The following is a 14,140-nucleotide window of genomic DNA, read 5'->3' as shown; positions in this document are numbered from 1 at the left end:
GAGCCGCCTCTGGCCGATTATGTGACGATGTACGCCGCTGTCAGCGACGGCGGCTTCGACTTGCCGGCCATCCCCGTCGACAAGATCGATCCGCAGTTCCTGCGTCAGATCGTTCCCGACCCGACGGGACAGAAGCCGGGAACCATAGTCGTCGATACCACCGGCCACTTCCTTTATCTGGTTCGTCCAGGCGGTCAGGCGATACGCTACGGTGTCGGCCTTGGCCGTGCCGGCTTCGAATGGTCTGGCGACGCCGTCGTTCAGTGGAAGCAGAAATGGCCGAAGTGGACGCCGCCGGACGAAATGATCGCCCGTCAGCCGGAATTGAAGCCCTATAGCGCCGACAATGGCGGCATGCCCGGCGGCCTGAAGAACCCGCTCGGCGCACGCGCGCTCTATCTGTTCCAGGGCAATGTCGACACGCTCTATCGTCTGCACGGCTCGCCTGAGTGGCGGTCGATCGGCAAGTCGGTCTCGTCAGGCTGCGTGCGTCTGATGAACCAGGACATTATCGACCTCTATGATCGCGTGCCCTCGAAGACTCCGGTCGTCGTGACCAGCGACGCCAGCCAACCCATGGTGGCGACGGCCAACCGGCAGGCGATTCCGATCGACGCCGGCGTGCCGGACGGATCGGTGCTGCTTGGACCGGTCAAGGCGATCACCAATTCGATCTTCTGATCTGCGGGGGCGTGACGAGGTTTGCCCCCTGAGGAGCTTTAGCTGTTCCTCAGCGGGCGCCAATGTAGCAACCTTCATGGACCATGCAGAGATTGCCGTCGCGCCGTGCAGGACGTTCACACCCTGATCTCCCTGGGGAGCGCACTTTAGGGGAACGGGCTCACTTCAGTCCCAGATGCAAGGACAGTCGATTTGCAGCTCCTCGAAGGTGCTTTTCCGCAGCTTTGCGAGCCTCTTGTGGATTCCCCTCCGCGATCGCGTTGAATATGGCGATATGCTCTTCCTGAACTTGGGAGAGTAGGGCATTTCGCAGCGAACTGGCGCGAGCCTTTCGGATAAAATTCCGTACATGCGACTCCAGGAAATTGGACATTTCCTTGAAATGCGGATTGCCGCAGGCATCGACGATCTCTCTGTGAAAGGCCATATCCTCCTCAACGCCGGCTTCATCGTTGTCGAACGCCCGCTGGATGGCATGCAATTGCATTTCAATCGCCGCAAGCTGCTTTGCTGAGCGCCGTTCGGCAGCCAAAGCTGTTGCAGCCGATTCCACCGCCATCAGAAGCTCGATGATGTTTTCAACATCCAATGCATCGGTCAGATCAACACCGGCCAATCGAAACGCCATCTCCTTCGTCTCGATTACGAACGCCCCTAGACCCTGCCGGGTTGCAACGAGTCCATCGCGTTTGAGGATGCCGATTGCTTCCCTGACGATCGGCCGGCTCACACCATATTTTTCCGATAGCTCGTGCTCCGTTGGCAGCTTGTCGCCCTTGGCGTGTGCGCCCGAAGTGATGTCACTCCTGATCCTCGAGGCTACGGAATCGGCAAGTGAAGGTCCTCGTCTAACCTTTTCATCATAAACCATACGGTGCTCCAACCATCGTCGCTTTCGGACGGCACATCTAAGCCGTTGTGGCTCTGTTGTACCCACGCTGCCGCGAATTTTCTTTTGTCAGAGTAGCAGATTTAACTTGTCAGGCAACCTGGCAATATGGTTCATTGGCAACTGCGGCATGCGGTACCAACGCCTTGCTGGTGCGCGAACGCTGGGATGTCGTGTCGGCAACGGTCCGAAGCGTGAGAACGCTCAGTCGCTGAGGTGACCGGTCGGGTCTTCGCAAGAACGGATAGAGAAACGGGAGGAAGCGCATGAATATTTTTGATGATCCGCAACGGTTACGCCGGCTTGCACAAGAGGCCACCGAATACACCGATTTCAATCGCCGGACTCTTCTGAAGAGTGTGGGCGGTCTGATCGGCGGCGCAGCGCTTGCAAGCACATCGATACTTGCCAGCGCCGAGGAAATAACGCCGCCCGCTGCCGGCAAGAAGGTGCGCATTGGCGTCCCGCTGACCTACGGGCCGTTCAATCAGCCGTGGCGCCGTGGCTGCTGGCAGATCGTCAAGGCGGTGCTCGATGCCGGAGGCGAGGTCGTCACGATTCGCGGCGAGCCGACAAAGCCAAGCGAACAGTCCGCCGAGCGGGCGCTGCTCGACCGCGGGATCGACGCGCTTGTGATGGGGATCTACTCGCAAGAATCCGAAACCGCCTATATTGCGGACGAGGCGCACAAGAGAGGCATCAAGACGGTCGGCTTCACCATTCCGGTCAAGAATTCACCGGCCGTCATGGACGATGTCTGGGGAACTGCGACCACGCTCGGCTACTTCGTTCAGAACTATACCGGCCGCCAGGGCACCTTCGCCCAGACCGCGGAACAGCGTGGTTATTTCACGCCGTTCGACATGGAAGTGGACATGTTCGAACTCATGTGCCGCTACGAGCCGCGCATGAAGGTGCTGCCCTTCATCGACGGCGGCCAGGGCACGACCGATGAGATTTCGGTCGGCCGTAAGAACATGCTGTCGCTTTTGCAGGCCCATCCGGAGCCTGGTTCGCTTGCGGCCTTCATCTCGTGGTGGTGGCCATTCACGCTCGGCGCGGCGCAGGCGCTGAAACAGATGAACAGGGACGACGTTCCGCTGTTCAATCACTACCTGTCGACCCAGTTCCTTGAAGCCTGGGCGGCCAAGCAGGTGCCGGTGGTCTTCAGCTGCGACTCGCCCTTCCCTGAAATCGGCCGCAAGACCGGCGAACTCGCGGTTAAGCTCGCGCGAGGCGAGGACGTGCCAAATATCGTCTACCGCATCCCCGTGATCACCAAGACGCCGGATCAGGCGAGCGAGGCCCGCGCCGAACTCAAAAGCTGGGACGAGCAGGCAATCGCCCTGCTGAAACAGTACGGCGGCTAGACGCGAACTGGCATACGGCGAGCAGAGCGTTGCCGCCGTATGCCCCGCTTTCAGCAGAATGCGACTCGTGCCGAAGGGTGCCGGGACCCAATCCATTTGGTGACGGCAATCGCGTGGGCACTGAACCGTACCCTTGCATCTGATCAACGAACGACTGGAATCTAAAAAGTGACGCATGTGGAGCAGGAAAGCCTTGCCAAGGCGAACACAGCCAAGGGTACTGCCGTCAACGCAGTGCCAGCGGGAAGACGCGAACCCGCCGTCATGCGGTTTCTCAGGCAATGGGGAACAATCATCGTCCTGGTCGTGGCCGCCGTTGGATTTTCCATAGCCTCGCCCTACTTCGCCACCGCTTCCAACTTGAACAACATCCTCTTTTCGATGATCGTCAGTGCGTTGGTCTCTATGGGATTGACCTGGGTCGTGACCGCGGGGAGCTTTGACCTTTCGATCGGTCTCACAGTGACGACGTCATCAATCCTCGTCGCCTTTCTGATCCCTATCACCGGCCCTTGGCTTGCAATCGTGTTTGCTCTGCTTGCCGCATGCCTGATCGGTGTGGTGAACGGGCTTCTGGTGACCTATGGACGGCTATCGGGCATTGTCGTCACGCTTGGTGTGATGTTCGTGCTCGATGGGATCAACGTTTTTATCACGGGCGGTTATCAGGTCCCTGTTAGCTACGACGAAACCGCATTCCTTTATCTCGGCCAGGGTAAGCTCGGAATCGTCGGCGTGCCCGTAATCATCCTGGTAGCGGTGTTCATCGTAGCCCTCATCGCCGCAGCGCGGACACGGATCGGCCACTACATCGCGGCGGTCGGCGACAATCCGATGGCGGCGTTCTACTCCGGGATCAACGTTTATCGATGGGTCATCCTCGCATTCGTGCTTTCGGCATTGATGTCGGGGATTGCGGGCGTGATCGTGACCGCTATCTCATCCTCGGCGCAACCGGTCGGTGGCGAGGGCTACCTCCTCGAGGCCTTCGCCGCGGTGTTCCTTGGCGCAACCGTGCTTGGAAAGGGCAAGCCACATCTGTTTGGCACTCTCGTTGGCGTCTTTTTCCTGTATATGGTGGATTCCGGGATGAATATGGTCGGCTTCCCCTTTGCCGCCCGCCACATCTTCCAGGGACTGGTGCTCATCGTCGCGGTTGGAGCAAATGCGCTTCTCAACCGTGAAGAAGTCCATCTCAAGTTTATCTGAGGTGACGGCGATGAACGCGACACCACTGGTTGAACTGAAGAATCTCGAGAAGGAGTTCGCCGGCACCAAAGCGTTGAAGGGCGTGAGCCTTAGCTTTCTGCGCGGCGAGGTGCACGGCCTGCTTGGTGAAAACGGTGCGGGCAAGTCGACCCTCATCAAAATCTTGACGGGTGTCTATGCCCCGAGCGCCGGTGAGATTTTCCTTGAAGGGTCACCGGTCAGGGTTTCCAGCCCGCCGGAAGCCCATCGGCTGGGCCTCGGAGCGGTCTATCAGGACGCAGAACTGGTATCCAGCTTCACGGTTGGGCAAAATATCCTTCTCGGCAATGAGCCCGGGAGGATCGGTATAAGCGACCGGGCGATCCATGACGAAGCTGCGGAGATTCTGTCGCAAATGGGCATCGAGCTCGACGTGCGGCGGCTTGCCGGCGCACTGTCCGCAGCCGAGATGCAACTCGTCACCTTGGCGACCTTGTTCCATCGGCGCTACAAACTGATCGTTCTTGATGAGCCGACAGCTCGCCTTTCGGCAGCGGAATCGGAAGTTCTTTTTCGGATCGTCGATGGCTTCAAAGCGCAGGGGATAGCCATCGTTTACATCTCCCATCGCCTTCGAGAGGTCCAGCAGATCTGCGACCGCGCCACGATCCTTCGAGGGGGACTTGTTTCCGGAACCCTTAATCGTGGCGAGGTCACCGAAGACCGCGTTACTGAACTCATGGTGGACCGCAGCCGCTCTGAGCTTGCGACCTACAATGATGGCAACAGCGTCCGTCCAGAAGTCCTGGTTGAGGTTGCTGGCCTCGGCACGGCGCAGTTGGCGCCCCTCAGCTTCAAGATGCAAGCCGGAGAGGTGCTGGGCTTCACCGGTCCCGTTGGCGGCGGGATGGAAGATGTCGCACGGGCGCTTGGCGGCATCAGCCGGCATTCCGGCACGGCAAAGGTGCGGGGCAAAGCGGTCAATCTGGCCACCCCGATCGCTGCACGTCGTTCAGGCATCGCGCTGATCCCCGAGGACCGGCGCAAACAAGCCCTTTTTCCCGCACTCTCGGCTGCCGAAAACATCTGCCTGCCGGTCCTGCATTCGCTGCAACATTTTTTGATGATCCGGCCCGGCACCATGAAAAGATATGCAGAAGCCGTGCTGGACCAGCTTGCGGTGCGCCCACGCGCTTCCTCCACGCAGGTGCGCTTCTTCTCCGGTGGCAATCAACAGAAGCTGGTCATCGGCAAATGGATGAGTGCGAAAGCCACCGTCTATATCATCGTGGAGCCGACCAACGGCGTCGATGTCGGTGCGATCAAGGAAATCTACGATATCATACTGCAACTTGCCCGCGATGGCGCCGCAGTCCTGCTCATTTCGTCGTCCCTGAACGAAATGCTCGCGCTCGCCGATCGGATCATGGTCATTCATGACGGCAACTGCGTCGCGGAGGCACCGAAAAAGAGCTGGACATATGACGACCTTCTGGCCGTCACCCTGAGCGGCAAGTCGCGACACACGGCGTCGCCGCCGCACGTCACCCGTTCAACAGAAGAGGAAAGCAGATGAGCACGGATATCAGGCTCTACATGTTCCAGACTGGGCAGATTCGACAGAAGGAGGTCGATATCAAGCTTGGCTACAGCCAGGACGAGTTCTTCACCCCAATCCCCTGGTACCTAATCGTCCATCCCAAGGGAAACATCGTTATCGACGGCGGCACAGCGGTTGAAGCAGCGCGTGATCCGGTTGGCTGGTGGGGCGACACCACAAAGAAATACTATCCTATCATGGATCCCGAAGAGGGCTGCGTGAACCAACTCGGCAAGATCGGAATGAAGCCCGACGATATCAAGTTCGTGCTGCATTCGCATTTGCATCTCGATCACTCCGGCGCCTGCGGCAATTTCCCAAAAGCCCGCCATCTTGTGCAGCGGCGGGAGATTGCATGGGCGTTCGCCGCCGACTGGTTCATGCAAGGCGGCTATATCAAGAAGGATCTGACCAAGGATGGCATCAACTGGGACGTGATGGAGGGCGAGGACCAGTATGATGTCTTCGGCGATGGCAGCGTGCAGACATTCCTGTCTCCGGGACACACCCCCGGCCACCAGTCCATCATGGTACGGCTGCCCAACACCGGTTCGATCCTTCTCGCAATCGACGCCGCTTACACGATGGATCACTGGGAAGAGAAATGCCTGCCCGGCGCGCTGACGTCCGCGCAGGAAGCCGCTGCTTCCGTCAGAAGGCTGCGGCGCATCGCCGAGAAAGAAAACGCGATTGTCGTGCCAGGCCACGACATGGAAACCTGGAAGAAGTTCAAGAAAGCTCCGGCGGAATACTATGACTAGGTTCCGCTGAAATATGCGGCCGGCTGAAGATCGCCGGCCGCACCGCTAAAAACCAAAATGGTCCTTCAAAATCAGTTGCGCGCGCGGACCGCCTCAACAAGGCGGCGCGGTACGCGTGGCGGGTTGCACGAGAGTATTTACCAGATGCACAAGGCTGCTCTCGATCAAATCCAGCAGCGCTGGAACGAGGCCTCCGCGCCATGGGATAAGAAATTGCTCTCCCAGATTTATACGCAGGACGCTCTTTTTTTCGGTCTACTGCCTAGGTTGTACGTCGGACGATCTGAAATAGAGGAGTATTTTGGAAGCTATCAACTCATACTAGAAAAAGTGAATTTAACGCTTGTCGACCAGAATACGAGATCGTTGAGTCGAGGTCTGTTCGCGGCGCAAGGGTTTGGCGATATCGTTAATTACTATCGTGACGGCTCTGTCGTAAAAAATAGGGTCAGGACTTCGTTCGTTGTTTCAAGAATCAATGGTGACTGGCAGATTTATCTGCACCATTTCTCTGAGCTGATCCGGGATAAATAAAGTCTACGGACAGTGGCGAGGCTCGCCAGGAACCGCGCTGAGCAACGGGGGTTCTACTCGCGCGACGGGTGGCGCATAGCTGCCGCTCCTTACCTGCCCCTCGACAGACTCCCCAATATCCCGCGCACGATTGCCCGGCCGACCGACGAGCCAACCGAGCGCACCACCGACTTGATCGCCGCCTCGGCCACCGTCTGGCGGTTGGACGGGCGCGGTGCAGATGTGCGCCTGCCACCGGATTGCGGCGCGGGATCGTCATTGCCGAAGCCCGGAATGGTCCAGCGCGAGCCGCCGCTGCCGGCCTGCTGGGCCTGCTCTTCGGCATCCTGCGCGTCCTTGGCTTTTTTTTGCAGCATTTCGAAAGCCGATTCGCGATCGACGGCCTGATCGTACTGGCCGACGACGGGGCTCTCCTGGATCAGCTTTTGTCGCTCGGCTGCCGTTATCGGTCCAAGGCGCGACGACGGCGGGCGGATCAGGGTCCGCTGCACCATGGACGGGACACCCTTGGCCTCCAGCGTCGAGACCAGCGCTTCGCCCGTGGCAAGCTGGGTAATGGCGGTCATGCAGTCGAAATCGGGATTCGGCCGGAACGTTTCGGCCGCCGTCCTCACCGCCTGCTGCTCACGCGGCGTATAGGCGCGCAGCGCGTGCTGGACGCGATTGCCGAGCTGGGCCAGGACTTTTTCAGGGATATCCAACGGGTTCTGAGTGACGAAATAGACGCCGACGCCCTTCGAGCGGATCAGTCGGACCACTTGTTCGACGCGATCGATCAGCACCTTGGGTGCTTCGTCGAACAGAAGATGCGCCTCGTCGAAAAAGAACACCAGCTTCGGCTTGTCGGGGTCGCCGACTTCCGGCAGCACCTCGAACAGTTCCGACATCAGCCATAGCAGGAAGGTCGCGTAGAGCCGCGGATTCATCATCAGCTTGTCGGCGGCAAGCACGCTGATGGCGCCGCGTCCGTCGCGGGTGGTGCGCATGATATCGGCGATACGCAGTGCCGGTTCGCCGAAGAAATTTGCGGCTCCCTGTTGCTCCAGGACCAGCAGCGTGCGCTGGATCGCCCCGACCGATGGCTTCGTCACGTTGCCGTAGCGCGAGCCGATCTCGTCGGCACGCTCGGCGATGTTGGCCAAGAGCGCCTGCAGGTCCTTCATGTCGAGCAGCAGCAGACCTTCCTCGTCAGCCAGGCGGAAGGCGATGTTCATGATGCCTTCCTGCGCCTCGGTCAGGTTCATCAGGCGCGACAGCAACAACGGCCCCATTTCCGAGACCGTGGCGCGGATCGGATGACCCTGTTCGCCGAACAAGTCCCAGAAGATGACGGGGAATTCCTGGAAGTTATAAGGATCGAGCTTGACCTGTTCGGCCCGCTTGACGAGGAAATCCTGTGCCGTGCCCATCATCGCGATGCCCGACAGATCCCCCTTGATGTCGGCGCAGAACACAGGCACGCCGGCGTTGGAAAATCCTTCGGCCAGGATCTGCAAGGTGACTGTCTTGCCGGTACCGGTGGCGCCCGTCACCAGGCCATGACGATTCCCATATCGTAGCAACAGCTGCTCGGCACGCTGATAGCTGTCGTCGGGCTTGCGGCTGGCGCCGATGAAAATACTGGTGTCGTCAGCCATATGTCCGGTCTCCGCAAACTGATGTGTCTAAAGCCAGTGGCCTTGCCGCAGGTATAGTGAGGCCATTGCACAGCGACAATGCCATTCGTCCAAATCCGGGCCATTCGCCCAAATCGCCCCATTCGTTCAAATCGGGTTTTTGGAGCTTGCGGATTTTGCCGCTGTTTGGCAATCGTCGTCCACGCGGATTGACCTATATCTGATGGATCGAATCCGGTCACTGGAAGCGCATTGCATTGCGATATCGGACCAGGGACCGTAGACTGGACTGCTCCCGGCTGGTGCGGCCGTATGAAACGAGGAGGACGGATGGGCGCCGGAGCCTTGATCCAGGACGTGGAACCCGAAAACATCGAGCGCCAGCGATGGCTCGCATTGGCGGAAAAGGCTTTGGCAGGCGCTTCCTTCGAGGAAAGGCTGGTCTCGCACAGCGACGACAACATCCGTATCGAACCGCTCTACGACCGCAGCACCGCGGCGGAACCGATCGTACGCGCAAACCCGAAATCGCCATGGATCGTCAGCCAGCGAGTCGACGATCCCGACACCAACCGCGCCAAAAGCCAAGCGCTGGAGGATGTGGCACAGGGTGCCACGGGATTGTCGCTGGTCTTCGAGGGGGCGCCGAACGCGTTCGGATACGGCTTGCCGAGAACGGCGGAGGCGTTGGAGGCGGTGCTGGACGGCATTCCGCTCAACCGCATCCAGGTTCGTATCGACGCCCATCCCTGGAGCCGCGCCGTGGCCGACTGGCTGGTCGCTTTCCTGAGCAAGCGGCGGTCGGACCCGGCAAAACTCAACCTCTCCTTCGGCATCGATCCAGCAGCGATCTTCGCGGGAACCGGTCGGCTGCGCATGTCGATCGAGGCGCTGCGGGCCTCCATGCCGCAGTCGCTGGCGCATTTCTTCGCGATGGGCGTTCCGGGCGTGCTGCTGGAAGCTGACGGGCGCGTGTTCCACAATGCCGGCGCCACGGAAGCGCAGGAACTTGGCATCATGCTGGCTTCGGCTGTCTCCTACCTCAGAATGTTCGAGACGGCGCGGCAGCCGCTTGTCTATGCCGCACCTCATATCGGTTTTGCACTCAGCGTCGACCAGGACCAGTTGCTCTCGATAGCCAAGATGCGGGCGCTGCGCAGGCTCTGGGCGCGGGTGCAGGAGGCTTGTTCGATCCCGACATCCACGGCCAGTATCCATGCCGAGACGTCGTTTCGCATGATGACGGCGATGGACCCGGAGACCAACATCCTGCGCACCACCATTGCATGCTTTGCCGCGGCGTGCGGCGGCGCCGATTCGATCTCCATCCTGCCGCACACGATCGCGCACGGTCTGCCGGCGGGTTTTGCCCGTCGTGTTGCCCGCAACACGCAGCTGATCATGGCCAATGAAAGCCATATCGATCATGTCACCGATCCCGCCTATGGTTCCGGCGCTGTGGAAGCGCTGACCGCGGAATTGTGCGAACTGGCCTGGGCGGAGTTGCAGACGATCGAAGCCGAGGGCGGTGTCCTGTCCAGCCTTCAGGACGGACACATCCAGAAGCGCGTTCACGCAGCGGCGGAGCAGCGCAATGCAGCCTACCGCACAGGTGAACGGGCCATCATCGGCACCACGCTCTATCCATCGAAGAACGAACGCCCCGTCGAGACGCTGGCGGCGGAACGGCGACCGGCCTTCACCGAAGGCGTTGCCGTTTGCGAGCCGCTGTTTCCAGTCCGCGTCGACCAATCGATCGGAGCCGGCTCTTGATCCCGGACTTCGGCCAGATCGGCTGGGTCCCGCCACGCCGCACGCCTGTCGAGGTCAAAGGCCAGCGGACCACGCCGGAAGGGCTCATTGCCAAGCATCTGTACAATCAAAGCGACCTCAAGGGGTTGCCGCATCTCGACACCTATCCCGGCCTGCCACCCTTCGTGCGCGGCCCCTACCCGACCATGTATGTCCAGCAGCCCTGGACGATCCGGCAATATGCCGGTTTCTCGACGGCCGAAGATTCCAACGCCTTTTACCGGCGCAACCTTGCCGCCGGCCAGAAGGGGCTGTCGGTCGCCTTCGATCTCGCCACGCATCGCGGCTATGACAGCGACCATCCGCGTGTTGCCGGCGATGTCGGCATGGCGGGCGTCGCCATCGATTCCATCCTCGACATGCGGCAGCTCTTCGACGGCATTCCGCTCGACGAGATGACGGTATCGATGACGATGAACGGCGCGGTGCTGCCGATCATGGCGCTTTACATCGTCGCCGCGGAAGAACAGGGCGTTGCACAGAGGGATCTCGCCGGGACCATTCAGAACGACATTTTGAAGGAGTTCATGGTCCGCAACACCTACATCTATCCGCCAAAGCCTTCGATGCGGATCGTGTCGGACATCTTCTCATACACATCGAAGAACATGCCGAAGTTCAATTCGATATCGATCTCCGGCTATCACATGCAGGAGGCCGGCGCGACGGCCGACCTTGAGCTCGCCTACACGATCGCCGATGGCATCGAATATGCCCGCGCCGGCGTCGCGGCGGGCCTCGACATCGACCGCTTTGCGCCTCGCCTGTCCTTCTTCTGGGCCATCGGCATGAATTTCTTCATGGAAGTCGCCAGGCTGCGGGCCGCGCGCCTGTTGTGGGCGACCCTGATGCAGAAGAATTTTTCGCCCAAGGACGAGCGCTCGCTGTCGCTGCGCACCCATTGCCAGACTTCTGGCTGGTCGCTGACAGCGCAGGATCCCTACAACAACATTGTCCGCACCATGATCGAGGCGATGGCGGCAACGCAGGGCCACACCCAGTCGCTGCACACCAATTCCTTCGACGAGGCGATGGCGCTGCCGACCGACCACTCGGCGCGGATCGCCCGCAACACCCAGCTCATCCTCCAAAAGGAATCCGGCACCACGCGCATCATCGACCCGTGGGGCGGTTCGGCCTATCTCGAACGGCTGACGCATGATCTGGCGGCGCGCGCTCTTGCCCATATCGAGGAGGTCGAGGCGCTCGGCGGCATGGCGGCGGCGACCGAACAGGGCATTCCCAAGCTGCGCATCGAGGAAGCCGCCGCGCGCACGCAGGCGCGGATCGATTCCGGCGAGCAGATGCTGGTCGGCGTCAACGCCCATCGGCCCGAGACCGACATCGAGGTCGACGTGCTGAAGATCGACAATGCCGAGGTCAGGGCCCGGCAATTGTCGAAGCTGCAACGGCTGAAGGGCACGCGCGACGTCGCCGCCGTCGAAAGCGCGCTCGATGAGCTGACCCGTGCCGCGCAAGGCAATGAAAACCTGCTGGAATTCGCCATCCGAGCGGCGCGCGCCAATGCCACGGTCGGCGAGATTTCATTCGCGTTGGAAAGGGCGTTTGGGCGCCACGTCGCCACGGTACAGACCATTTCCGGGGTCTATCGGAAGGCGCTTGGCGATCATCCCGTGGTCGACGGTCTGCAGGACAAGCTTGACGCCTTCGAGAAGAAGACCGGCGGCAAGCCGCGCATCCTGGTCGCCAAGATGGGACAGGACGGCCACGACCGCGGCCAGAAGGTCATCGCCACGGCCTTCGCCGATCTCGGCTTCGACGTCACCGTCGGCGCGATGTTCCAGACACCGGAGGAGATCGCGAGACTAGCGGTTCAACAGGACGCCCACATCGTCGGCGCCTCGTCGCTGGCGGCGGGACATCTGACGCTGATCCCCGAACTGCGCGACGCGCTGAAAAAGCTCGGCCGCGGCGACATGCTGATCGTCGCCGGCGGCGTCATTCCACCGCAGGACTATGACGCGGTGCTGCAAGCCGGCGCTGCGGAAATCTTCCCACCGGGCACGGTCATTCCGGAGGCGGCGGATCGTTTGCTGGACCGGCTGCTGGCGGTCCGCTAGGCTTGTTATAATATCTGTTGCAACTTCTCGCCGGTCGAGTTATAATCGGCGTTGCAACAGGATATCTGTCATGAACACGACCATTCGCAAGATCGGTAATTCGGAAGGTGTGATCCTGCCCAAGGATCTGCTCGATCGTCTGAACATGAAGACAGGTGATCAGCTCCAGATCGTCGAAACGGACAAGGGCATTGCCCTTGAGCCGATGGACGACAGTTTCGAGCGGCAGATGGAAGCTGCTCGCAAGGTCATGGACAAATACAAGGTCGCGCTTCAGAAGCTCGCCGAATGAGCTGGGAGTTCCTTACCCGGCGTGCGGTTGAAGCGATGCACGCCGAGCAGTTGCGCAGGCATGGCGGTGCTCAAGGTTTGAGAGATGAAAATGCTCTCGAATCTGCGCTCGCGCGTGCCGAGAACAAGGCCAACTACGAAAACCCTTCGGTTGAAGACCTAGCAGCCGCCTATGTCTTCGGCATCGCAAGAAATCACGCCTTTGTCGACGGCAACAAGCGCACGGCCATAGTTGCAGCCGGTGCATTTTTGATCGTGAACGGCCATGTCCTGACAGCCGACAACGGCACGCTCTACGAATTCGTCATGGCCGTTGCTTCAGGCGAGATCGATGAAGCCGGAGCCGCGGCGTTCTTCCGCGACCATGTCGTCAAGATCGAGGATTAGCTCTCGGAAAGCTTGACGATTTCCCATTCCTTGCCGTTGACGCTGGCCAAGTCGCCGATCTTCTTGCCGAATAGGGCGACCGCCATCGGCGAAACATGCGAAATGCTACCCTTGGTGGGATCAGCCTCGTCTTCGCCGACAATTTTCCAGTGGACCTTCCTGCCGTCGTCGCCCTCGATCGTGACGCCCATGCCGAAGCGCACCACGTCGCTGCCCGGCTCCGGTACGGAGAGTTCGGCGCTTTCACGCCGGGCGGTCCAATAGCGCAGGTCGCGCGACACGACCGCGATGCGCTCGCGGTCGGCTTTGCGTTCGGCTTTTGCCAATATGTCGCGCAGATCGGCCAGATTCTCCTCGATCTGCGCCAAGCCGCGTTCCGTCACCAGATTGCGGTGGTGGCTGACTGGCCGTTCACCGACACCGGCAATGGCATTTTCGCTGTCTTCCTCGCGGGTGAAAGCTCTGCTCATTCCTTGAACTTAGGCGCGGAAAGGCTGCACGACAAGCCATCGTAGCGGCCTCGGTGGGAGAGACATAACGGCTGGCACGATTCCTGCGATATCAGGCTTGAACGCTGGGATTCTGTGCCGATGTTGAACAGACGAACGCTGCTGACCGGGACCGCAGGCTTTGCCGTTATGGGCCTTGCGCTCGGCAAGGCGGTGGCCGCAAGCTTGAGCGGCATCGAGAAAGCCTCGATGCGCGGCTCGATCAATGCCACAGAACTCGGCGTGCAGCCCGGCACATCAGACGATCAGAGCAAGGCCTTCGCCAAGCTGCTGCGTGACGCCAATGCCCGCGATATGCCGGTGTTCCTGCCGCCCGGGACTTATGTCGTCTCCAATCTCTCGCTGCCCGGCCGCGTGCGGCTTTCCGGCGTGCCGGGCGCGACGCGCGTCGTTTACGGCGGTGACGGGCACCTTTTTATGG

Annotated in this window: 14 protein-coding genes; 11 read left to right on the top strand and 3 right to left on the bottom strand. The window is 60.4% G+C overall.

All coding sequences use genetic code 11. The features are described from left to right. Positions 1 to 681 (top strand): L,D-transpeptidase (locus EN964_RS08635; RefSeq protein ID WP_164775763.1); only part of this gene is annotated, 681 nt, incomplete at its 5' end. 160 nt (positions 682 to 841) lie between these two features. Here the strand turns inward: EN964_RS08635 and EN964_RS08630 are convergent. After that, on the bottom strand, positions 842 to 1,552 hold the full coding sequence (locus EN964_RS08630; RefSeq protein WP_127269962.1) for a FadR/GntR family transcriptional regulator: 711 nt from the start codon (positions 1,550 to 1,552) through the stop codon (positions 842 to 844). Between the two features lie 284 nt (positions 1,553 to 1,836). Here EN964_RS08630 and EN964_RS08625 point away from each other — a divergent pair, with 284 nt between their 5' ends. From EN964_RS08625 to EN964_RS08605, 5 genes are all read left to right on the top strand, one after another. After that, positions 1,837 to 2,940, top strand: coding sequence for a substrate-binding domain-containing protein (locus EN964_RS08625; protein WP_127276299.1), 1,104 nt, complete (start codon positions 1,837 to 1,839; stop codon positions 2,938 to 2,940). 168 nt (positions 2,941 to 3,108) lie between these two features. After that, the gene (locus EN964_RS08620) at positions 3,109 to 4,149 is read left to right on the top strand and encodes an ABC transporter permease (protein WP_236382866.1); all 1,041 of its coding nucleotides are present in this window, start codon (positions 3,109 to 3,111) and stop codon (positions 4,147 to 4,149) included. Continuing rightward, positions 4,121 to 5,704 carry a sugar ABC transporter ATP-binding protein gene (locus EN964_RS08615; protein ID WP_245473084.1) on the top strand — a complete coding sequence of 528 codons (1,584 nt, stop codon included), beginning with the start codon at positions 4,121 to 4,123 and terminating at the stop codon, positions 5,702 to 5,704. The genes EN964_RS08620 and EN964_RS08615 overlap by 29 nt, the downstream gene beginning before the upstream one ends. After that, a complete protein-coding gene (gene attM / locus EN964_RS08610) occupies positions 5,701 to 6,489 on the top strand; it encodes an N-acyl homoserine lactonase AttM (RefSeq protein WP_127268346.1) in 789 nt (262 codons plus the stop codon). The genes EN964_RS08615 and attM overlap by 4 nt, the downstream gene beginning before the upstream one ends. A gap of 144 nt (positions 6,490 to 6,633) precedes the next feature. Continuing rightward, complete coding sequence (locus EN964_RS08605) at positions 6,634 to 7,023, top strand: nuclear transport factor 2 family protein (RefSeq protein ID WP_127268348.1); 390 nt, start codon at positions 6,634 to 6,636, stop codon at positions 7,021 to 7,023. A gap of 89 nt (positions 7,024 to 7,112) precedes the next feature. Here the strand turns inward: EN964_RS08605 and EN964_RS08600 are convergent, their stop codons facing one another. Next, on the bottom strand, positions 7,113 to 8,660 hold the full coding sequence (locus EN964_RS08600) for a helicase HerA-like C-terminal domain-containing protein (protein ID WP_127268345.1): 1,548 nt from the start codon (positions 8,658 to 8,660) through the stop codon (positions 7,113 to 7,115). A 309-nt stretch (positions 8,661 to 8,969) separates the two neighbouring features. Here EN964_RS08600 and EN964_RS08595 point away from each other — a divergent pair, with 309 nt between their 5' ends. The 4 genes from EN964_RS08595 (at position 8,970) to EN964_RS08580 (ending at position 13,210) form a co-directional block, all read left to right on the top strand. Then, positions 8,970 to 10,412 carry a methylmalonyl-CoA mutase subunit beta gene (locus EN964_RS08595; protein ID WP_127269966.1) on the top strand — a complete coding sequence of 481 codons (1,443 nt, stop codon included), beginning with the start codon at positions 8,970 to 8,972 and terminating at the stop codon, positions 10,410 to 10,412. Continuing rightward, on the top strand, positions 10,409 to 12,532 hold the full coding sequence (gene scpA, locus EN964_RS08590; RefSeq protein WP_127276298.1) for a methylmalonyl-CoA mutase: 2,124 nt from the start codon (positions 10,409 to 10,411) through the stop codon (positions 12,530 to 12,532). The genes EN964_RS08595 and scpA overlap by 4 nt, the downstream gene beginning before the upstream one ends. A gap of 70 nt (positions 12,533 to 12,602) precedes the next feature. Continuing rightward, the gene (locus EN964_RS08585; RefSeq protein ID WP_127269970.1) at positions 12,603 to 12,824 is read left to right on the top strand and encodes an AbrB/MazE/SpoVT family DNA-binding domain-containing protein; all 222 of its coding nucleotides are present in this window, start codon (positions 12,603 to 12,605) and stop codon (positions 12,822 to 12,824) included. Beyond that, positions 12,821 to 13,210 (top strand): type II toxin-antitoxin system death-on-curing family toxin, encoded by a 390-nt coding sequence (locus EN964_RS08580; protein ID WP_127269972.1) that lies wholly within the window; start codon positions 12,821 to 12,823, stop codon positions 13,208 to 13,210. Before EN964_RS08585 ends, EN964_RS08580 begins: the two co-directional genes overlap by 4 nt. Here the strand turns inward: EN964_RS08580 and greA are convergent. Next, a complete protein-coding gene (gene greA / locus EN964_RS08575) occupies positions 13,207 to 13,680 on the bottom strand; it encodes a transcription elongation factor GreA (protein WP_127269974.1) in 474 nt (157 codons plus the stop codon). The genes EN964_RS08580 and greA overlap by 4 nt on opposite strands. A gap of 120 nt (positions 13,681 to 13,800) precedes the next feature. Here greA and EN964_RS08570 point away from each other — a divergent pair. Then, positions 13,801 to 14,140: glycosyl hydrolase family 28-related protein (locus tag EN964_RS08570; protein WP_281059555.1), on the top strand; the 340-nt coding region annotated here is incomplete at its 3' end.

Source organism: Mesorhizobium sp. M7A.F.Ca.CA.001.10.2.1 (genome assembly GCF_003998575.1).
Classification (GTDB): domain Bacteria; phylum Pseudomonadota; class Alphaproteobacteria; order Rhizobiales; family Rhizobiaceae; genus Mesorhizobium.
Note: the sequence above shows the minus strand (reverse complement) of the source record. Positions and strands in the feature narration are given on the sequence as shown.

Excerpts from the sequence above, each read along its gene's own strand:
- EN964_RS08630 (WP_127269962.1), bottom strand. The coding sequence starts at position 1,552 with ATGGTTTATGATGAAAAGGTTAGACGAGGACCTTCACTTGCCGATTCC.
- EN964_RS08625 (WP_127276299.1), top strand. The coding sequence starts at position 1,837 with ATGAATATTTTTGATGATCCGCAACGGTTACGCCGGCTTGCACAAGAG.
- attM (WP_127268346.1), top strand. The coding sequence starts at position 5,701 with ATGAGCACGGATATCAGGCTCTACATGTTCCAGACTGGGCAGATTCGA.
- EN964_RS08605 (WP_127268348.1), top strand. The coding sequence starts at position 6,634 with ATGCACAAGGCTGCTCTCGATCAAATCCAGCAGCGCTGGAACGAGGCC.
- EN964_RS08600 (WP_127268345.1), bottom strand. The coding sequence starts at position 8,660 with ATGGCTGACGACACCAGTATTTTCATCGGCGCCAGCCGCAAGCCCGAC.
- EN964_RS08595 (WP_127269966.1), top strand. The coding sequence starts at position 8,970 with ATGGGCGCCGGAGCCTTGATCCAGGACGTGGAACCCGAAAACATCGAG.
- EN964_RS08585 (WP_127269970.1), top strand. The coding sequence starts at position 12,603 with ATGAACACGACCATTCGCAAGATCGGTAATTCGGAAGGTGTGATCCTG.
- EN964_RS08580 (WP_127269972.1), top strand. The coding sequence starts at position 12,821 with ATGAGCTGGGAGTTCCTTACCCGGCGTGCGGTTGAAGCGATGCACGCC.
- greA (WP_127269974.1), bottom strand. The coding sequence starts at position 13,680 with ATGAGCAGAGCTTTCACCCGCGAGGAAGACAGCGAAAATGCCATTGCC.